Below are 18,391 nucleotides of genomic sequence, written 5' to 3'. Positions count from 1 at the left end.
CGGGGTCATGCAGTGAATCAATCGTTGAAAAAACGCATCCTGATTGCCGGTGATGTGATGCTGGATCGTTACTGGTTTGGCGAAGTTAACCGGATTTCGCCGGAAGCACCTGTCCCGATTGTGCGCGTCGAGCGCCGCCAAGAACGCCTGGGAGGTGCGGCGAACGTGGCGTTGAATGCGGTCGCTCTTGGTGTCAGCGCAGGTCTGATGGGGGTGATTGGTGACGATGAAGCCGGCGAAACCATTGAGCAGCTGCTGAAAAAATCCGGCATTGACAGTTATCTGAGCCGGGACCGGCAGATTTCAACCATCATCAAACTCCGTGTGATCGGCAGGCAGCAGCAACTGATCCGTATCGACTTTGAAGAGCGGCCGACCGAGCATATTCTGCGCGATAAACTCAATCGTTTTAACGCATTGCTCAGTGCTTCCGATCTGGTGGTTTTGTCAGACTATGCCAAAGGCGGACTCACAAATGTCAGCATGATGATACAAGCTGCGGTGGCTGCAGAAAAACCGGTGCTGGTGGACCCGAAAGGGAGTGATTTCAGCCGGTATGCTGGTGCCACGCTATTGACACCGAACAAGGCTGAATTGCGTCAGATCATCGGCGAATGGTCTGGCGAAGCCATGTTGACGGAGAAAGCCCAGAATCTGCGGCGTGAACTGGGGCTGCAGGGCTTGCTGCTGACCCGTTCAGAAGAGGGGATGACGCTGTTCACCGAGGCTGATGTGACGCATGTACCTGCGATGGCAAGAGAGGTTTTCGATGTGTCCGGCGCAGGGGACACGGTGATTGCGACTATGGCGGTCATGATGGCAAACGGCATGTCGATGCAGGATGCGGTGGCGATTGCTAACCGGGCTGGCGGCATCGTGGTGGGTAAGCTTGGTACTGCAACTGTTTCCAGAGCAGAATTATTCGGAGAACATGAGGTTTCCTGAAAAGTAAAATTCGGTCAACCTTTTTTGTATGGTATCGTTAAAGATGACAGAACGGCACCAGCCTTCTTTCGGTAATACCAAGCTTAAGCATCATCACGACTGATTACTTATTATTCAAGGAGTTTTCTATGTTGAAGAAATTATTGCTCGCCCTGATCGCCTTGATGGCAACGATGAATTTTGCATTTGCTGATGTGGATGTGAATAAGGCAGACCAGGCTGCACTGGATGGCGTCAAAGGAATCGGCCCGGTCAAAGCGAAGGCGATTATCGAAGAGCGTACAAAAAATGGCAGCTTTAAAGACTGGGCTGATTTTCAGACCCGTGTTAAAGGCATTGGTGACAAAAACTCCGTGAAGTTATCGGAAGCTGGCCTGACCGTGAACGGACAGGCTAAATCCGGTGCACCGGCAGCAAAACCAGCGGCGGATGCCAAACCGGCAAAGGCGGCAAAGGCTGACAAAGCCGCGAAAGCCGACCCGATGCCAGACGCTGCTCCTGCTAAAGCAGAAAAAACTGCAGACAAAGCTGCTGAAAAAGCGGATAAAGCCTCTAAAAAGGCAATGAAAGCCGATGCCGCTGCAGCCAGCGCTTCCAAAGCAGCTGTCAGTGCGAAAGAAGGCAAAACGAAATAAGCAGATTCAGGGAGATCGTTCCCCCGCCGAATAACTGGTTTACCTTGACCAGTATCAAGAGAAGCCTCTGATGAACCTGTCAGAGGCTTTTTTTATTAGCTTATGCAAAATGTATATAAGAAAATTTTTTCCCGATTTCCGGAGCAGATTGTTTGCTTTTCCCTCTGCGTACAAGAGTTTTCCGGCTTATACGGCATCCGGGTTCCGGATTCCGGGCTGCGGATGAGACAGCGCAACAGTGCGTCTGCGTTTAGAATGGGGTTCTGTTTCAGGAAACTATGAGTGATTATGAAAGATATGCCTTACCTGACCATTGAAGACACGATAGGAAACACGCCGCTGGTAAGATTGCAGCGTATCCCCGGTGCTGAAAATGCACGTCGCAATAACATCATTTTAGGGAAGCTGGAAGGAAACAATCCTGCCGGTTCCGTCAAAGACAGACCAGCGCTGTCCATGATCAAGCGCGCAGAAGAACGCGGGCAGATCAAGCCGGGTGATACCCTGATCGAGGCGACCAGCGGCAATACCGGCATTGCCCTGGCGATGGCAGCGGCGATGCGGGGATACAAGATGCTGCTGCTGATGCCTGAAAACCTGAGCATAGAACGTCGTCAGAGTATGGCTGCTTATGGCGCTAAAATTATTCTGACACCGAAGACCGGTGGCATGGAATATGCCCGCGATCTGGCGGAACAGATGCAGAAAGAAGGCAAAGGAGTGATCCTCGATCAGTTTGCAAATCCTGATAATCCTTTGGCGCATTTTGAGGGAACCGGCCCCGAGATCTGGCGTGATACGGGGGGACGTGTAACGCATTTCGTGAGCGCGATGGGAACGACCGGCACGATCATGGGTGTCTCCGCTTATTTGAAGCAGCAAAATTCACAGATACAGATTGTTGGCGCGCAGCCGGAGGATGGATCGCAGATTCCGGGCATTCGCAAATGGCCGGAAGCTTATATGCCGAAAATCTATGACAAGGCCAGAATTGACAGGACTGAATCGGTCAGTCAGTCCGATGCCGAACATATGGCGCGTCGCCTGGCTGCGGAAGAGGGAATTTTTTGCGGTATTTCAGCAGCCGGTGCGTGTGAAATTGCCCTGCGGGTTGCTGAGACTGTGGAGAATGCAACGATTGTCTTTATCGTCTGTGACCGTGGAGACCGTTACCTGTCAACGGGTGTCTTTCCAGCCTGAAAAATTTGTTGATCGGGATAAAAAAATACCGAAACTGTCTGAATAAACGGTTTCGGTATTTTGCCCGGAGTCATGTAGTTTCAACGGCTCCCGTGCATATGTTCATTTGTTCAAAACTTATGCAGCATCTTTGGGTTTGAATTGTTTGTCGCTGATGCGGAATTTCGCGCGACGGTCACCCATTAATTCACGTAATTCTTTGATGCTGACATCGCTGATTTCGTGCATACGAATCAGCAGGGAAGCGCCAACCGGCAAGCGGCGGTGTCTGATTTTACTGATAACAGGTGGAGCAACTTCCAACGCACGGGACAACGCTGCGTCATTTTTCAGGTGCAATTGTTTAATCAGAGTGTCCAAAAGATTATTTGGATCGTAGTCGATTTCATCTGATTCAAGCTGGGTCAGATTGGCCATAATTACCTCGCTGTCTAGTCTATTGATGCTGAATTAATTGCTTCAATGAGAATTAATCAAACGGTAATATTGTATCTTTAAAATGAGATTTGCTTACGAGAAAAATAGCAAAACATTGTTAAATCTATTGACATGTCTGATGCTGATAATGCTTTTATATCAATAAGATAACATCACTGTAGTTTAATTCATAATGAATCGCAATACTTGTTTGAAAAAAAGAATGTCGTGAGTTAATTCTTTTATTTGCATGTGTGCAATTGCTTGCATGAACAGTATTGAGCAAAAAGTTCCTGAAATCAATTGGTGAAAACGAAACATATTGTTAAAAAATTTTTGCTTTATATCTCGTTTTTATTTTTCCCGGGCAAGTTTGATGATGCGTCCCAGTTCAAAAACGGACATAGCGTAGAAATAACTGCGATTGTATTGGGTGATAGCGTAGAAGTTATCGGTGCCCAGCCAGTATTCCGGCGCATCTTCACCGTTTTGCAAATCAATCACTCCGTACAGGATATTTTCCGGCGCTTCGGTACTGGCGGTGCTGAGGACGTCTTTCAGGTCCTGCCTGGAATACGTGGCGCGTAAGCCACGACTGAGCGCTTCGACCAGTAGGGGATGGCTGCTCTCCGTCAGCAACGTGGCGGGAAAAGCAACGGGCAACTGCTGTTTCCAGCCGTGCTGCGCCAGGTAATTGGCGACGCTGCCAATGGCATCAACCGGAGAATCGGTCAGATTAATCCGGCCATCGCCGTCAAAATCAACGGCATACTGACGAATACTGCCAGGCATGAATTGTGACCAGCCGATGGCACCGGCATAAGAACCTTTGAACAACAGAGGATCAACGCCGGCGTCTCTGGCCAGCAGCAGCATGTTCTCCAGCTCTTTCCTGAAAAACTGCATTCTGGCTTCCCGGTTGGGCGTGTCCGGGTAATCAAATGCCAGCGTGGTCAGCGTATCCATGACGCGGAATTTCCCGGTATGTTTGCCGAAAATTGTTTCGACACCGATCAGGCCGACAATGATTTCCGGGGGAACGCCATACTGCCGCTGCGCGCGCTCGAGTGTGTCGGCATATTGATTCCAGAAAGCGACACCTGCCTCGATCCGGTAAGGTTCGATAAAGCGGGCGCGGTAGGCTTTCCAGTTTTTGGGTTTGCCGGCCGGGGCCGGTTTCACCAACTGCCGTGTTGTATCCACATAGCGCACCTGTTCAAACAGGGTTTCCAGTTGTCCGGCATCGAATTGATGCCGGGTTTCCATTTGCCGGATAAACAGGCCAACTTCTTTCCATTGCGCAAAATGCACATTGTCCGCCTGCACGGTTTCCTGTGCAGGGAGTTTTTTAGTTTTTTTCTTACTGGTGGCTGCAACAGTCAGGCCGGGCAAGAGCAACAGTGCTAAAAGTAGCGAGCAGGTCAGTCTGGCGAGCTCTGCGGAAGCGGATTTCAAATGCGGGAACGATGCAGTCATGCTGAACGGTGAAGAAAATGATGGTTACGGGCAGGCGGCTAATAATTTCTTTAGTCGGCTAATCAGAGTGAATTCGGAAAAATCGTGTTTTCCGTATTTGGCAGCGATATACAGATTCAAGAATTGCTCGGCTGCCTGAAATTCTTTGGCGGGAAGCGTTTGGCGCAATCTTTGCAGATAGTGCAGCGGCCCTTCTTCCGGCATTTTTGGCAGCTGTTTTCTTGTCATTTTTTTACAAAATAAAAAGTATACTCTATCCACTGGCGGCAGAGGTGTGCTGTGCCACATTAAAGGTAGTGCAATCAGCGCCAGAATCAGGCTGCCGGCGATAAAAAAAATCAGACTGAGCTGCGCCCAGTCTATCTCTTTCAGACCGAATGATTTGAACAGGCTCAACTGTGTCTGGCGGTTGTAGTTCAGTACCCACTGGTTCCAGGAGTTATTGACCGCATCCCATCGCATACGCAGATTCTGACTCCAGGAATTACCGGACAAGGCGAAGCTCATCAATCCTGCGAAACCGCGTTTTGGAATCGCACGGTCCAGGTTTTGCATGACGCGCTCGGGTGCGACTGCGGCGGTCGGGTCAATCCGCACCCAGCCCCGTTCTTTGAGCCAGACCTCGCTCCAGGCATGGGCATCGGACTGTCTGACTTCAAAATAACCGTCCACAGTATTGACATTGCCACCCTGGTAACCGGTGACGATACGGGCCGGGATCCCGGCAAAGCGCATGATATTGGTAAAGGTGCTGGCGTAGTGCTCGCAGAATCCGGCACGGCTTTCAAACAAAAAATCATCAATCGTGTGCGTGCCGAGCAGCGGCGGCTCCAGTGTGTAACTGAACGACTGCTGGCGGAAAAATTGCAGGATCGCATTGATCAGATCAGCATCTTCCGGGTAACGCTGACGCAGGGTGCTTGCAAAATTGGCGGTTCGCGGATTGAATCCGGCAGGCAGTTGCAAGGCTTGTTCCCGCTCCTCAGCGGTGAGCGCAGTCTGGTAACGATATTGCGGAGAAGACGTGATCTCATAGCGCAAACGCTGGCTGATGCTTTCGCTGTTGCGTAATTCCATCTGCTGATTGAGGCTGGCTGTCAGACCCGTCTGGGGCGGCGGCAGACTGGCAGGCAGGTCGAGTGCAAACAGCCAGCGCTGGCGCTGTGGTTCGAGCAGAATAGTCTGTGCGATGGCCGGACCGGAATAACTCGCCGGTAAATGGGTAAGCGGCTGCGAACCGGGACTGTGCGTCCAGGTTTTGCCGTCAAACTGATCCATCACGATGCCACGCCAGTACAGCAGGGATTTGTTCGGAACTGTGCCGCCGAATTGCACGCGGAAAACGATGTCTTCAGACAGCACCATCTCGCTGATGCCGCCCGGCGCCATGCTCTCCGACAAGCCTGAACGGCCGCTGCGCGCATCTCCCGGCAAACCCCACAACGGCCCCTGTACCCGCGGAAACAGGAAGAATGCTGCCAGCGTCAGTGGAATCGCCAGCCCTAAAATGCTGAGGCTGAGTTTGAATCGTTGCCAGAGCGACGGATAGAGACCTGTATATTGAAATGACAGCTGTGCCGTCAATAAGAGGCTGAGGCCGGTCAGGCTTTGCAAGGCGCTGCCAATGTTTTGCTGATAAAAATAACTGGTCAGCATCAGGAAAAAACTCAGAAACAGAACGACAAACAAATCCCGTCTGGCATGCATTTCCAGCAGCTTGCTGGTCAGCAGCAGCATCAGCATGGTGACGCCGGCTTCGCGTCCGAAAAAAGAATGATATTGCAGATATACCCCGAGCATGGTCAGTGCCGACACCGGCAGCAGTACCCAGGCCGGCGGCAGGCGAAGACCTTGCAGAGTCAGCCAGGTGCGCCAGCCCAGCAATGCGGTGCAGCTGGCGGTCACCCACCAGCTGACATGTTGGAAATGCGGCAGCAGGATACTGATGCAGGCGGCGAGCAGCAGCAGGGTATCGGCTTTATCGCGGCTCAGGACAGGGAAGGAAAAGCGTGGCAGGCGCATACGGTTTTGTCTGTTCATGCGCCGGGAAGCTGATACAGGGCCAGTGCCCGCAGGCAGGCTTCCCGGTGTGCCGGCCCTTGCGACGGAGCGAGGTTATCGGCACCCAGCCGGAAACCGTAAGGAATATCGCTCAGATCGGCATCGATGACCCAGCGCGTCATCCGCGATAATTTCAGCTCCAGATCCATGTGATGCGGCAGGCGGCTGAAATCAAGCATGACTTCAGAACCCGTCCCGCCGGAAAACTGTTTGCTGACCAGTTGCCCGCCGGCCGCCGGATCCACGCGGGCAATATGCTTCCATGCCAGATGTTTTAAGGGGTCGCCGGGCTGATAGGCCCGCACACCGGAAAAATCTTCTGTGCCGGACTGGTCGCTGATTTCGTTTCCTGCCTTGCTGATCATCGGCAGCGGCGGCGCCAGTGCTTCCGGCTCAGGATACACCAGCGCCCGGGCATCCGGCAGCCAGGTGCTCCAGGCACGCAATAAGCCCAGCGGAAACCAGGTATGCAGCGCTATGCGCGGCACCTGTTGCCAGCCGCGCTGGCTGGTGTGGAAATGCAGTTGCAATGCGGTCTGGCTGTGGGGCGCGATATCGGCTGCTCTGGCTGTCTCAGGCTGGTTTTGCCAGCCGGCCCAGATCGCAAAACGCTGGTGGGCGCGGCGATTGATGAGATAAACGGTCAACTGCGCTTCTTCTCCGGCGAATACCGAGGTGACCGGCCCGCTGGCCAGATGCAGGTAAGCCAGATTGCGGAAACCCAGAAATACATTCACGATGGCGCTCGCCGCCAGTACGAAAGTCAGGGCGAAACCCAGGCTCAGGTTGTAGTTGGTGGCGCTGATAAACAGGATCAGGAGCAGCAGTAAAAACATCCAGCCTGCTTTACTTGGTAAAGTGAATACCCGTCTTTGCGTCAGCAGCACTTCACCGCTTTCCGGCATTTTTTCCAGAAAGACCATCTTGCGCCATTGTTGACGCCAGCGCGCCAGGAAGCGCGGGGACGGCGGCTGAAGCGGAGGCAAAGCGGAGGACATGGCGCTGCGTTTATACCGGAATCTGTTTCATCAGCTGCAGCAACAAGTCACTGCTGGCGCTGACTTTGCCGCTGACCGACTTTAAAGGCCGCAGCCGGTGTGCCACGACCGGAATCAGCACTGCCTGCACATCTTCGGGCAAGACATGATTGCGCCCTTCCAGTGCCGCCCAGGCGCGGGCTGCCTGCAGCAGCGCCAGTGACGCCCGCGGACTCATGCCTTCGGCGAATACGTCGCCGTTACGGGTTGCCTGCGCCAGCGCCTGCACATAATCCAGCAGTGAAGCCGAGACATGAATCTGCTTCAGTTCCTGCTGCGCCGCCAGCAATTCGGTTGCCTGCATGACCGGATGCAGTCTGGCCAGCAATTGCCGGCGGTCGTCGCCTGCGAGCAGGGCGCGTTCTGCGACCGGGTCCGGATAGCCCAGTGACAGGCACATCAGAAAACGGTCCAGCTGCGATTCCGGTAACGGAAATGTGCCAACCTGATGGGAGGGATTCTGAGTTGCAATCACGAAAAATGGTGTCGGCAGGTTGCGGGTCTGCCCCTCCACCGAAACCTGTTTTTCCTCCATCGCTTCCAACAGGGCGGACTGGGTTTTCGGGGTGGCGCGGTTAATTTCATCCGCCAGCAATACTTGCGCAAAGACCGGGCCGGGATGGAAGACGAATTGATTTTTTTCCCGATCAAAAATCGAAATTCCGGCCACATCGGCCGGCAGCAGGTCACTGGTGAACTGCAGGCGGTTAAATTTCAGCCCCAGAGAAATCGCCAGCGCATGCGCCAGCGTGGTCTTGCCGACACCGGGCAGGTCTTCGATCAGCAGGTGACCGCCTGCGAGCAGGCAGACCAGCGCCTGCCTGACCTGCAATTGCTTACCGATAATGATTTCGTTGACCTGTGTCGCTACTTTGTGAATATTGACAAACATCTTTTCCTCGCGTCAGAAGCAGCGCACAGTGTAATCGGAATTGCCGCAGATTGTTGCAATCCCTGCACCAGTGAAAAAAGCGCATTTGCAAAAGCCTGCAAATAGAGTGACACTGGGAGGCAAATCAAAATCAATATGAGACATGACTACCGCGTATTACACCCATGCCGATTGCAAGCGTCATGAAATGGGCGCCTGGCATCCCGAGTCTCCTGAACGTCTGCAGGCGATTGAAGACCAACTGATTGCCAGCCGCATCAGCACCTTGCTGGATCACCGCGATGCGCCTCTGGCGCAGGAAGTGGATCTGGCGCGCGTGCATTCCGCCGACGCCATTTACCGCATCCGCGAAAACTGCCCGACCGAACGTTCCGAATACCAGCATTTTCCGCTGGATGCCGATACTTCGCTCAATGCCCATACCTGGCAGGCATCCCTGCGTGCAGCCGGCGCGGCGATTGCGGCGACCGACGCGGTGATTGATGCCGAGATCGAAAATGCCTTTTGTGCCGTCCGCCCGCCGGGGCATCATGCCACCCGCAAAGAGTCGATGGGTTTCTGCATGTTCAATAATGTGGCGGTGGCGGCAAAGCATGCGCTGGAGGTGCGTGGCCTGGAGCGTGTGGCGATTATTGATTTTGACGTCCATCACGGCAATGGCACGGAGGATATTTTCCGCAACGATGAGCGTGTGCTGATGGTCAGCTTTTTCCAGCATCCGTATTATCCGTATTCAGGTACGGAACAAAAGGCAGACAATATGGTGAATGTGCCGGTGCCGGCGCACAGCTATGGCGACGTGATCCGTGAACTGGTGACGCAGCAGTGGCTGCCGGCGCTGCATGCGTTCCGTCCGCAGATGCTGTTTGTTTCGGCCGGATTTGATGCGCACCGCGAAGACGACATGGGACAGCTCGGACTGGTGGAAACCGATTACGCCTGGCTGACGCGCCAGATCATGCAGATCGCCCGGGAACATGCGCAGGGCCGCATCGTCAGCTGTCTTGAAGGCGGCTACAACTTATCGGCGCTGGCACGCAGCGTCACGGCACATCTGAAGGTGCTGGCGGATCTGGAGTGATTGCAACGAGAATGACAGGCCATTGCCTGTTATTTTTGGTTGCGCATGCACTAAAAGCACGCTGCGGCCTGCCACGGATTCATCAAGAGATCTTCGCCGCTTCGGTGAATCCCAGTGGCCGGACACAGGTGCGTCATTGTCAAAAAACTGAGAACGGCCTTGGCAGGCGGCAATCGCAAGTTCCCGCAGCCCGCAGAATCCTGCGCGTTTATCCGTAACCCGTGATCTGTGTACGCCAGCCACCGCCGGATGTCCGGAAAGCGCATGACCGACGGTTGCGAAAGCGCTGTTCCGGAGAAATGATGTCTGAATATACTCAGGGGGAGTATATAAAAAGACCCATATTTTACTAAGATAATCAGCTGGAAAATCAGGATACTCCCCGTTAATCCTGAAAAATCAGGATGAGCGGATAAACTTCTGCCCCCGCTGCACAGAGTTCCGTACAATATCGCTTTGATTAAGTAAAAAGAAGAATAAGCATGTCCATACAATGGTTCCCCGGCCACATGAACGCCGCCCGCAAGAAAGCGGCGGAAACCATGGAAAACACCGATCTGGTGATTGAGGTGCTGGATGCCCGCATTCCGCAAGCCAGTTGCAATCCCATGGTCGAGCAATTGCGCATTTTCCGTCAGCGTCCTTGCCTCAAAATCCTGAATAAAACCGATCTCGCCGATCCGAACGCGACCCGTCTCTGGCTTGATTACTACAACAGCCAGAAAAATGTCCACGCAGTGGCGCTGAGCTGCAAAAAGCCTGCCGATGTGGCGCGTATTCCGGCGCTGGCGCTCAAAATCGCACCGCATCGCGGCGTGCCGACCAAGCCCTTGCGCATGATGATCATGGGGATTCCGAATGTCGGTAAATCGACGCTGATGAATGCCCTGCTGAAAAAACGGGTCGCCAATGTGGGCGACGAACCTGCCGTGACCAAGACCCAGCAGCGGCTGTATCTGGGCAAGAACATGATCCTGACCGACACGCCCGGCATGTTGTGGCCCAAGATCGAACACCCGACCGATGGCCTGATGCTGGCTGCCAGCCACGCTATCGGCATTAACGCCCTCATCGAAGAGGAAATCGCGGTCTTTCTGGCCGAGCAGCTGATCGCGCATTATCCACAGTCGCTGGCGGCGCGTTACGGTTTTGATCTGACGGCGATGGATGGGGTCGCCGTGGTGGAAGGCATTGCGAAAAAGCGCGGTTTCCGGCTCAAGGGTGGCGACTGGGATTTTGAAAAAGCGGCGCATACTTTGCTGATTGATTACCGCAGCGGCGCATTGGGCCGCGTCAGCCTGGAAACGCCGGCCAGCCGGGAGCATCTGCTGGCGACCTATGTGCCGCCGGTGTTGCTGGGGCAGGGCAAGAGCGTGCAGACCGGTATGGAAACTGACGAGGAAGAATAAATCATGAGCAGCAGCGATACCGCATTACCTGGCGTTTTGCGCAGTGACCGCGCGGGCGTGACCACGCTGACGCTGAATCGTGGTGAACGTTTTAATGTGTTGTCGGAACAGGTGCTGGACGAACTCAGCGGGCAGCTCAGGACAATCGCTGCCGATCCTTCGGTGCGGGTTGTGGTCCTGGCGGCTGCCGGAAAAGCATTTTGCGCCGGACACGACCTGAGGGAAATGCAGGCCAGTCCTGACATGAAGTATTACCAGAACTTATTTGCCCAGTGCAGCAAGCTGATGCTGGCGATCCAGAAACTGCCGCAGCCGGTGATCGCACGGGTGCACGGTCTGGCGACAGCGGCGGGCTGCCAGCTGGTTGCCATGTGCGATCTGGCGGTGGCTGCCGACCATGCCCGCTTTGCCGTTTCCGGGGTGAATATCGGCCTGTTCTGCTCCACCCCGGCAGTTGCCCTGTCGCGCAATCTCTCGCGCAAGCAGGCAATGGAAATGCTGCTGACCGGCGAATTCATTGACGCACAGACGGCCTTGCAGCGCGGGCTGGTGAACCGCGTGGTGCCGGAAGCGCAACTCGATGACACGATCTCTGCGCTGTGCGAAAGTATCCTGGCTAAACCGGCAGCCGCGATCCGGATCGGCAAGCAACTGTTTTACAAGCAGGCGGAAATGGGTATCGAAGCCGCCTATCAGCTGGCCGGACAGACCATGGCCTGCAACATGATGGACGCCTCGGCACAGGAAGGTGTGCAGGCATTCATCGAAAAACGTCCGCCTGACTGGGCCTGAAAGCAGGATATGTCTGCGCTGATCAGCTTCATGGCCCGTTTGCTGTTCTGCGCGGTCGTTACATGGATGACATGGCGCTATTTTGCGGCGCTGCATCCGCGCGCTGCGCCGATGAGCCTGCTGGTCAGTGCCTGGTTATGGGCGCACTTGTTCAGCCCGGAATTAATCGGTCTGATTCCTGCAATCCGGCGTCGTGCGGAGCGCGATGTGCTGGAGCCGTGGAACGGCTGTTATTACAGTTTCGACGGTCATCACCTGCGCTTTTATCTGGATCAGGAACAGATCTGGATTCCGGAACAGGACTTACAGGCATTGCTGGTACCGGAACTCAGTCAGCAGGAGCTGCGGATGATCGGCGCGTCGTATTCTTATCTGCCGCATGGAAAAATCTGGGCGGTCAGCGAGGCGGGAGTGATGATCTTGCTGAAAAACCGCACTGCGCACCGGCGCGCCACGCATCAGATGGTGCGTTTCAGGCGCTGGCTGGAGAGCGAGGCATTGCCGAATGTCAGGCGGCTGCCACGCTCTGCGACGTCAGTTGCCTGATGCCGCGGAGGGGATCGCTTTGCGGGTGAACGATTCCAGATAATCCATCAGTCCATTTGACGACTTCAGGGCCTGCTCCACATGGCCACGCGCGACGGCCTTGGCGACCAGCAGATGGCAGCGCGCACCTTCCTCAATATCGCCTTCATGCTGATAGGCATACCAGAAACGGCGGCACTGAATCACCAGCGGCACCACTGCCGCCACTGCAGAAGCATTGCCGCAGGCTGTATGCAGAGTGTGGTCAAAGCTCTGATCGGCTTCCATGAACGCATTCAGATCGTGCCGCTTCGCGGCCGCCAGCATTTTTTCTGCCGATTGCATGATCTCCTGTTTCTGGATTGCATCCGCCCGCTGCGCGGCGCTGGTGACGATCAGGTTTTCCAGCACGCGCCGGGTTTCGATCAGTTGCAGGTGTTCGGCTGCCAGAATCTGGCTGACCACCAGTCCGCGGCGCGGCATCGGCCGGATCAGCCCATTGGAGGACATGCGCATCAGCGCTTCGCGCATCGGTGTGCGGCCCAGCCCGGTTTTTTCCAGCAATTCCGCTTCGATAATCGGCGCTCCCGGTTTCAGCTGCAGGGTGACGATCATGTTTTCTATCGCATCATAAGCAATATTGGCGGCACGCTGTTTTGGCGCCTGCGGTGCTTGCTCATTCAGAATGGCGGACATGGGGTTCCTTTTAAAACGGATGCTGGTGGTATTGATTTAATTTATATGAGACTAATCCCTCTTTCTTCGAATTTTACCTTGTTAAAATTGATTGGAACAAACTTTAAATTCGCCACTTCCATGTCTTGAAGCGACACCATTGCCAGTTTTGGCGTTGAAGAAACGCGATCTCCACAAAGAAAAAACGGTATTTGAGCTTATTTTTGAGTGATTCCGGTGGATTCTGGTATTGGTTTTCATATTAATATATTAGCGTGATCAATTTTGTGCCGGAATCCGGTTCCGCCAGCCTTGCCATGACGCCCCGAGAGCAAATCGCCTTCAGTCTTGATGACCCGTTTTTTGCCGAAAATCTGTTTGACGTGATGCCGGATATCGTTTTTTTTGTCAAAGACAAAGATGGCCGTTATCTGGTGGTCAATCACACGCTGGTGCGCCGTTGCGGACGGCGCAGCAAGGCGGAGCTGCTTGGCTGCCGTGCGGCCGATGTGTTTCCGGCGGCGCTGGCTGCCAGTTATGCGGCGCAGGATGCGATCGTGCTGCAGGGCTGGCGCGAGCTGCGCGATCAGCTGGAACTGCATCTGTACCCCAATCGTTCCAGGGGCTGGTGCCTGACGCAGAAATTTCCGCTGCGGAACCGCAGCCAGCAGATCATCGGTATGACCGGCATTTCCCGCGATCTGGCGGCACCCGATCAGGAGCATCCGGTCTATGCCCGGATTGCCGTGGCGGTGCAGCATATCCGGCAACATTTTTCGCGCCCTGTCAGCATGACGGAACTGGTGGCGCTGACCGGATTATCGGTCGCGCAGCTGGAGCGGAATTTTCATAAAATTTTTTCCCTCACACCGCGACAGATGATGGTCAAAATCAGGCTCGATGCGGCTTCGGCTTTGCTGACTGACAGCCGCGACAGCATCACTGCCATTGCGCTGGCCTGCGGCTATCAGGATCACAGCGCTTTTTCCCGGGTATTTAAGGCGACGGTCGGCATGACGCCCAGCGATTACCGCGATCTGTGTCAGCCGGTCTGAAGCGATTCGCTGCGGATGCCCCAGCAGAACGGATCACCGGCATGCAGCAATAATTTCGCTTCTGCCGTCACATGCGCTGTGCCGCGCAATGCCGGCAGAATGCGCCGGCCATCGGCATGCGCTTCGTAGGATGCTTCAAACACGCTGCCGATGATGCTTTCCTGGCGCCAGATCTGGCCCGGCGCCAGTTTGTGGTCCGCCGCCAGACAGGCGAGTTTGGCGCTGGTGCCGGTGCCGCAAGGGGAGCGGTCGTATGCCTTGCCGGGGCACAGCACAAAATTCCGGTTGTGATTTTTCCCGGAAACCGGTGGCCCGAACAGTTCGATGTGATCAATCAGTGCGCCGTTTTCACCGGTGATGCCTTGTGATTCCAATGCCTGTCGCACCTGCCAGCAGTAATGCGTTAATGATTCGACCTGTGTCAGCGCCAGATTCTGTCCGTGGTCGTTGATCAGGAAAAACCAGTTTCCGCCCCAGGCGATATCTCCGCTGATGGTGCCGATGCCGGGAACGTCGACCGCGACCGCTGCACGGTAACGGTAAGCCGGGACATTGTGCACCGTGACCGAGTGATCGGCATGCAGTTCGGTCTCGACCACGCCGACCGGCGTTTCAATGCGGTGCCTGCCGGGGCCGATTTTCCCCTGATGCGCCAGTGTGGCGATCAGACCGATCATGCCGTGACCGCACATTCCCAGATAATCGACATTATTGAAAAAAATGACGCCGGCAACACAAGCGGGGTCCGAGGGTTCGCAGCTCAGCGCCCCGACCAGCACATCCGAGCCGCGCGGCTCGCAGACAATCGCGCTGCGGTAGTGGTCAAATTTTTCACGGAACAACGTCAGCCGTGCCGGCAGCGGGCCATCGCCCAGATCAGGGCCGCCAGCGATCACTACCCGGGTCGGCTCACCGCCGGTGTGGGAGTCAATAATCGAAATCGTATCGTGCGTCATGTTGTCCTTTTCGGAAATACGAGAAATACAGGAGAGACTGGAAAAGCTGAAAATACCGGAACTGCGCCATGATCACAGCATAATCGAAACCGGGTTGGATGGTCTTGTGGCATCCGCCGGGTTTTTGCGGTGAAATCGGCATAGTCCGGGCAGGGCTTGACGCCAGTAAGCACTACTGAGCAAGTGCAAAAATGCGCAGGAAATTTTGCTTCCCAATGGTAAAGTAGCACCGGTGATGACTGTGCCTGTTATTGAGCGCAGGATATTTCTCCGACAACCTTGCTCAACCTCAGCCAGTGGCATGAATTTGTTTCCAGTGACTAACGCATCCCGACTACCGCCTGCGATTAAAAAACGTCTGACTGCCGGCCTGCTGCTGTCGTTATTGGTTCATGGGCTGATTCTCTCGTTGCAGTTTGGTCTGCCGGGATTGGGATTGCCGGGCATCGAAAAGCCCTGGAGCAAACGGCGCAGCACTGAAGCCGATCAGGCACTGCAGATTACGCTGGCACCAGCACCTGCGGCGCAGCCGGCGGCGACGTCCGTACCAACACCGGCGTCAATGTCAGCGCCGTTGCATGAGTCTGTCGCTGCACCCGCGCAGCTGCCCCCGTCAGTCAGACAAGCCACGACGATATCCGCTCCTGCCAATGCGATCGAACTTATTGCCCCGGCAGCCCGCGCCCGTCTGGCACCCTCTGCGCCACTGCCGCACAAGAAAAAACAAGCAGCTGCAAGCATCAGGTCAAAGACCGGCTCCGTCAAACCTCTGATCCATGAGCCCAGACATGAGGCAACGGCAGTACCGGACATCATCGCGCAGGACAGTATTTTCAATGACAGCTTTGTGGTGGCCGTGCCGCATCCGGACGACATTAAAAAAACTACCGATGCAGCACTGGCGCCCAGGCAGTTTGCCGATCCGGTGAGCGCTTCCATGGCGCAGCAGACTCCGGAGCCGGAAACCGATACCAAACCGGTATCGGAGCCGGTGGCAGATGCCGTGGCGATTGCGGAACCTGTTACCCGGTTCGAACCAGACGCAGCCCAGCGGCAGCGCAGGGAAGCTGAACGGCTGGTGCGACCCGAAGAGCTGACTCCGCAGAAAGCCGGCTTATCTGCGGAGGCGCAACAGACCTTGCAGGCAATCGATGACGATGCCCGCCGCCGTATGGCGGATGCAGCGCGGGCGCAGGCCATGGCGCTGCAACTGGAACAGGACGCTGAACAACACCGGCTGATGCAGGAAGCATTACGCGCCAACGCCGCGGCACTGGCGGCGGCGCAGTCGGCAAATCCGGTCCGGCTGGACGATGCACGCTTGCAGCAACAGCTGCAGGCAGAATCGGCAGAGCGGGAACAGCAGCGCCGCGAGCGGGTGCAGACATTGCGCGTCAACCGGGAACTGGCGGAGCAGCGCGAGGAAGCAGCAGAGCAGCAGCGTGTGGCCGAGTCACGTCGCCGTGAACAGGAACAATTACAACAGCGGGCAGAGCAGGCGCAGCAACAGGCAGAAGCTGCCCGGCACCGTGCCGAGCAGCAGGCCATGCAGCAGCGCGAACAGGAGGCCGCCGCTGCATTGGAACAGCGCGGCAGCAGTACTGCCCAGTCTGGGCAGGTTTCCCAGAATGCGCCGGGCGGGGTGTCAGGTACGGCACAACAAGGCCGGGCTGCCTTTGTGAACCGTGATGCCGGTACTGCCGGCAGTGCTGGCAGCGCAGGTGCCGCCGGGCAGGGACAGGAAGGGGCGGGCGATCAGAAATCGCTGGCGTTATTGCCGCGCAATCTGTACAGCAGCGATCTGGCGAACCGCGCCAGAGAACAGGCGCGCGGGCTGGATTTGCTGAGCGGCACCCCGCCGCTGCCGCGCAATAGCACCGAGGAAAAGCCGCGCCGCCACAGCGTTTTCGGCAGCTCAGAAAAAGATGTGCAGCTTCGCATGTATGTCGACAGCTGGAAGCAGAAAGTAGAGCGCAATGGTAATCTGAATTACTCTCAGACTTCCAAAGATAAGGCCCGCGGCGATCCGCTGGTGACAGTCGCGATCCGCAGCGATGGCAGCGTCGAGGAAATCACTATCCACCGTTCCAGCGGCAGGGCCGATCTGGATCAGGCGGTGCGGAACATCGTGCGGATTAATGCCAGATATGCAGCGTTTCCGCCTGCCATTGCGGCGCAGTATGATGTGATTGAAATCCGGCGTATCTGGAATTTTGATGAAGGCCTAAAAATACTTGAAGAGCTGCGCTGAGTTCAGCCAGCCTGAACTTATTTTTGTCGTAAAAGCGAAAGGAAAATGATGCGTATTCTGATCACTGGCGGGACGGGATTGATTGGCCGCCGCTTATGCGCCTTCCTGACGGCGCAGGGACATACCCTGACGGTATTGAGCAGACAGCATGCCAGCATGGTCAAGGCATTATGCGGTGCGAACGTGATACCGATGCGTGCGCTGGAGGAATACCGTGCCGATACCGTGTTTGATGCCGTGATCAATCTGGCGGGTGAGCCGATTGCCGACCGGCGCTGGACTGCTTCACGTCAACAGGTATTGCGAAACAGCCGGATAGCGCTGACAGCGGTACTGCTGCGCCGTATCGCGGATGCGCATCACAAACCCGGTGTTTTCCTGAGTGGCTCGGCAATTGGATACTACGGCGACCGTGGTGACGACTGGCAGGATGAGTCCGCCTCAGCCGGGCAGGATTTTGGCGCATTGCTGTGCGCCGAATGGGAGGCTACTGCATTGCCGGCCGAAGCAATGGGAATAAGGCTTTGTCTGCTGCGGACCGGTTTGGTACTGGATGCAGCGGGCGGCGTGTTACAGAAAATGCGTCTTCCTTTCCTGCTGGGTTTAGGGATGCAAATCGGTGACGGCAGACAGTGGATGAGCTGGATTCATATCGACGATTATATTGCGCTGCTCTACAGCCTGCTGATAGATGCCAATGCGGCTGGCCGGTTTAATATGGTCGCACCCAATCCGGTCCAGAACGCCGGATGGACTGCGGCATTAGCGCACCAGTTGCACCGCCCTGCATGGCTGAAGATGCCCGCTGCGGTGCTCCGCCTGATGTTGGGAGAACGGGCCTTCTTGCTGACGGGCGGGCAACGCGTGCGTCCGGCGCAGGCGCTGGCGCGGGGCTTTGTCTTTCGCTATCCGGAACTGGCTGCCGCATTGGAGCACTTATGGCATGTGCCGGATTAATCAGATGAAACAGACCAGGATGCTATG

At 55.7% G+C, this 18,391-nt stretch carries 17 protein-coding genes; 10 read left to right on the top strand and 7 right to left on the bottom strand.

Going from position 1 to position 18,391, the window contains the following annotated elements; all coding sequences use genetic code 11:
• Positions 1–12 precede the first annotated feature (12 nt).
• From rfaE1 to cysM, 3 genes are all read left to right on the top strand, one after another.
• Positions 13–945 (top strand): D-glycero-beta-D-manno-heptose-7-phosphate kinase, encoded by a 933-nt coding sequence (rfaE1, locus tag H8K27_RS08645; RefSeq protein ID WP_329604373.1) that lies wholly within the window; start codon positions 13–15, stop codon positions 943–945.
• 128 nt (positions 946–1,073) lie between these two features.
• A complete protein-coding gene (locus tag H8K27_RS08640) occupies positions 1,074–1,580 on the top strand; it encodes a ComEA family DNA-binding protein (protein WP_186862792.1) in 507 nt (168 codons plus the stop codon).
• A gap of 297 nt (positions 1,581–1,877) precedes the next feature.
• Positions 1,878–2,780, top strand: a complete 903-nt coding sequence (gene cysM / locus H8K27_RS08635) for a cysteine synthase CysM (protein WP_186863097.1) — start codon at positions 1,878–1,880, stop codon at positions 2,778–2,780.
• A 117-nt stretch (positions 2,781–2,897) separates the two neighbouring features.
• On the opposite strand, the gene H8K27_RS08630 is transcribed toward cysM, so the two are convergent.
• The 5 genes from H8K27_RS08630 to H8K27_RS08610 all read right to left on the bottom strand — a co-directional run bounded on the left by H8K27_RS08630 (position 2,898) and on the right by H8K27_RS08610 (position 8,663).
• On the bottom strand, positions 2,898–3,197 hold the full coding sequence (locus H8K27_RS08630; RefSeq protein ID WP_110257001.1) for a hypothetical protein: 300 nt from the start codon (positions 3,195–3,197) through the stop codon (positions 2,898–2,900).
• A 354-nt stretch (positions 3,198–3,551) separates the two neighbouring features.
• Positions 3,552–4,673: a lytic murein transglycosylase B gene (mltB, locus tag H8K27_RS08625; protein WP_186862791.1), complete on the bottom strand. Its 1,122-nt coding sequence runs from the start codon at positions 4,671–4,673 to the stop codon at positions 3,552–3,554.
• A gap of 24 nt (positions 4,674–4,697) precedes the next feature.
• Positions 4,698–6,713, bottom strand: coding sequence for a transglutaminase TgpA family protein (locus H8K27_RS08620; protein ID WP_186862790.1), 2,016 nt, complete (start codon positions 6,711–6,713; stop codon positions 4,698–4,700).
• Positions 6,710–7,732 carry a DUF58 domain-containing protein gene (locus H8K27_RS08615; RefSeq protein WP_186862789.1) on the bottom strand — a complete coding sequence of 341 codons (1,023 nt, stop codon included), beginning with the start codon at positions 7,730–7,732 and terminating at the stop codon, positions 6,710–6,712. The genes H8K27_RS08620 and H8K27_RS08615 overlap by 4 nt, the downstream gene beginning before the upstream one ends.
• Before the next feature lie 10 nt (positions 7,733–7,742).
• Positions 7,743–8,663: an AAA family ATPase gene (locus tag H8K27_RS08610; RefSeq protein WP_186862788.1), complete on the bottom strand. Its 921-nt coding sequence runs from the start codon at positions 8,661–8,663 to the stop codon at positions 7,743–7,745.
• A 142-nt stretch (positions 8,664–8,805) separates the two neighbouring features.
• On the opposite strand from H8K27_RS08610, the gene H8K27_RS08605 reads away from it, so the two are divergent.
• The 4 genes from H8K27_RS08605 (at position 8,806) to H8K27_RS08590 (ending at position 12,491) form a co-directional block, all read left to right on the top strand.
• Positions 8,806–9,744: a histone deacetylase family protein gene (locus H8K27_RS08605; RefSeq protein WP_186862787.1), complete on the top strand. Its 939-nt coding sequence runs from the start codon at positions 8,806–8,808 to the stop codon at positions 9,742–9,744.
• 482 nt (positions 9,745–10,226) lie between these two features.
• Positions 10,227–11,153 carry a ribosome biogenesis GTPase YlqF gene (gene ylqF, locus H8K27_RS08600; RefSeq protein WP_186862786.1) on the top strand — a complete coding sequence of 309 codons (927 nt, stop codon included), beginning with the start codon at positions 10,227–10,229 and terminating at the stop codon, positions 11,151–11,153.
• Between the two features lie 3 nt (positions 11,154–11,156).
• Positions 11,157–11,945, top strand: a complete 789-nt coding sequence (locus tag H8K27_RS08595) for an enoyl-CoA hydratase (protein WP_186862785.1) — start codon at positions 11,157–11,159, stop codon at positions 11,943–11,945.
• 9 nt (positions 11,946–11,954) lie between these two features.
• A complete protein-coding gene (locus H8K27_RS08590; RefSeq protein WP_186862784.1) occupies positions 11,955–12,491 on the top strand; it encodes a BRO-N domain-containing protein in 537 nt (178 codons plus the stop codon).
• Here H8K27_RS08590 and H8K27_RS08585 read toward each other — a convergent pair.
• Complete coding sequence (locus tag H8K27_RS08585; RefSeq protein WP_186862783.1) at positions 12,480–13,166, bottom strand: GntR family transcriptional regulator; 687 nt, start codon at positions 13,164–13,166, stop codon at positions 12,480–12,482. The genes H8K27_RS08590 and H8K27_RS08585 overlap by 12 nt on opposite strands.
• 254 nt (positions 13,167–13,420) lie before the next feature.
• On the opposite strand from H8K27_RS08585, the gene H8K27_RS08580 reads away from it, so the two are divergent.
• Positions 13,421–14,200, top strand: coding sequence for an AraC family transcriptional regulator (locus H8K27_RS08580; protein ID WP_329604372.1), 780 nt, complete (start codon positions 13,421–13,423; stop codon positions 14,198–14,200).
• Here H8K27_RS08580 and H8K27_RS08575 read toward each other — a convergent pair.
• Positions 14,188–15,156, bottom strand: a complete 969-nt coding sequence (locus H8K27_RS08575) for a 4-hydroxyproline epimerase (protein ID WP_186862782.1) — start codon at positions 15,154–15,156, stop codon at positions 14,188–14,190. The genes H8K27_RS08580 and H8K27_RS08575 overlap by 13 nt on opposite strands.
• 301 nt (positions 15,157–15,457) lie before the next feature.
• Here H8K27_RS08575 and H8K27_RS08570 point away from each other — a divergent pair, with 301 nt between their 5' ends.
• The gene (locus H8K27_RS08570; protein ID WP_186862781.1) at positions 15,458–17,407 is read left to right on the top strand and encodes a TonB family protein; all 1,950 of its coding nucleotides are present in this window, start codon (positions 15,458–15,460) and stop codon (positions 17,405–17,407) included.
• A gap of 45 nt (positions 17,408–17,452) precedes the next feature.
• Positions 17,453–18,364 carry a TIGR01777 family oxidoreductase gene (locus H8K27_RS08565; RefSeq protein ID WP_230419098.1) on the top strand — a complete coding sequence of 304 codons (912 nt, stop codon included), beginning with the start codon at positions 17,453–17,455 and terminating at the stop codon, positions 18,362–18,364.
• Positions 18,365–18,391: the final 27 nt, after the last annotated feature.

Source organism: Cognatundibacterium griseum (assembly GCF_014284195.1).
GTDB classification, from domain to species: Bacteria; Pseudomonadota; Gammaproteobacteria; order Burkholderiales; family Burkholderiaceae_D; genus Undibacterium; species Undibacterium griseum.
The sequence above is the reverse complement of the archived record's forward strand: the minus strand, read 5'-3'. Positions and strand labels throughout refer to the sequence as shown.

What these genes read in the sequence shown, in the direction of transcription:
- mltB (WP_186862791.1), bottom strand. Translation starts at nt 4,673, where the DNA reads ATGACTGCATCGTTCCCGCATTTGAAATCCGCTTCCGCAGAGCTCGCC.
- H8K27_RS08570 (WP_186862781.1), top strand. Translation starts at nt 15,458, where the DNA reads ATGAATTTGTTTCCAGTGACTAACGCATCCCGACTACCGCCTGCGATT.
- H8K27_RS08620 (WP_186862790.1), bottom strand. Translation starts at nt 6,713, where the DNA reads ATGAACAGACAAAACCGTATGCGCCTGCCACGCTTTTCCTTCCCTGTC.
- H8K27_RS08630 (WP_110257001.1), bottom strand. Translation starts at nt 3,197, where the DNA reads ATGGCCAATCTGACCCAGCTTGAATCAGATGAAATCGACTACGATCCA.
- H8K27_RS08605 (WP_186862787.1), top strand. Translation starts at nt 8,806, where the DNA reads ATGACTACCGCGTATTACACCCATGCCGATTGCAAGCGTCATGAAATG.
- H8K27_RS08595 (WP_186862785.1), top strand. Translation starts at nt 11,157, where the DNA reads ATGAGCAGCAGCGATACCGCATTACCTGGCGTTTTGCGCAGTGACCGC.
- H8K27_RS08610 (WP_186862788.1), bottom strand. Translation starts at nt 8,663, where the DNA reads ATGTTTGTCAATATTCACAAAGTAGCGACACAGGTCAACGAAATCATT.
- H8K27_RS08615 (WP_186862789.1), bottom strand. Translation starts at nt 7,732, where the DNA reads ATGTCCTCCGCTTTGCCTCCGCTTCAGCCGCCGTCCCCGCGCTTCCTG.
- H8K27_RS08640 (WP_186862792.1), top strand. Translation starts at nt 1,074, where the DNA reads ATGTTGAAGAAATTATTGCTCGCCCTGATCGCCTTGATGGCAACGATG.
- H8K27_RS08585 (WP_186862783.1), bottom strand. Translation starts at nt 13,166, where the DNA reads ATGTCCGCCATTCTGAATGAGCAAGCACCGCAGGCGCCAAAACAGCGT.
- H8K27_RS08575 (WP_186862782.1), bottom strand. Translation starts at nt 15,156, where the DNA reads ATGACGCACGATACGATTTCGATTATTGACTCCCACACCGGCGGTGAG.
- H8K27_RS08565 (WP_230419098.1), top strand. Translation starts at nt 17,453, where the DNA reads ATGATGCGTATTCTGATCACTGGCGGGACGGGATTGATTGGCCGCCGC.
- ylqF (WP_186862786.1), top strand. Translation starts at nt 10,227, where the DNA reads ATGTCCATACAATGGTTCCCCGGCCACATGAACGCCGCCCGCAAGAAA.
- H8K27_RS08590 (WP_186862784.1), top strand. Translation starts at nt 11,955, where the DNA reads ATGTCTGCGCTGATCAGCTTCATGGCCCGTTTGCTGTTCTGCGCGGTC.
- cysM (WP_186863097.1), top strand. Translation starts at nt 1,878, where the DNA reads ATGCCTTACCTGACCATTGAAGACACGATAGGAAACACGCCGCTGGTA.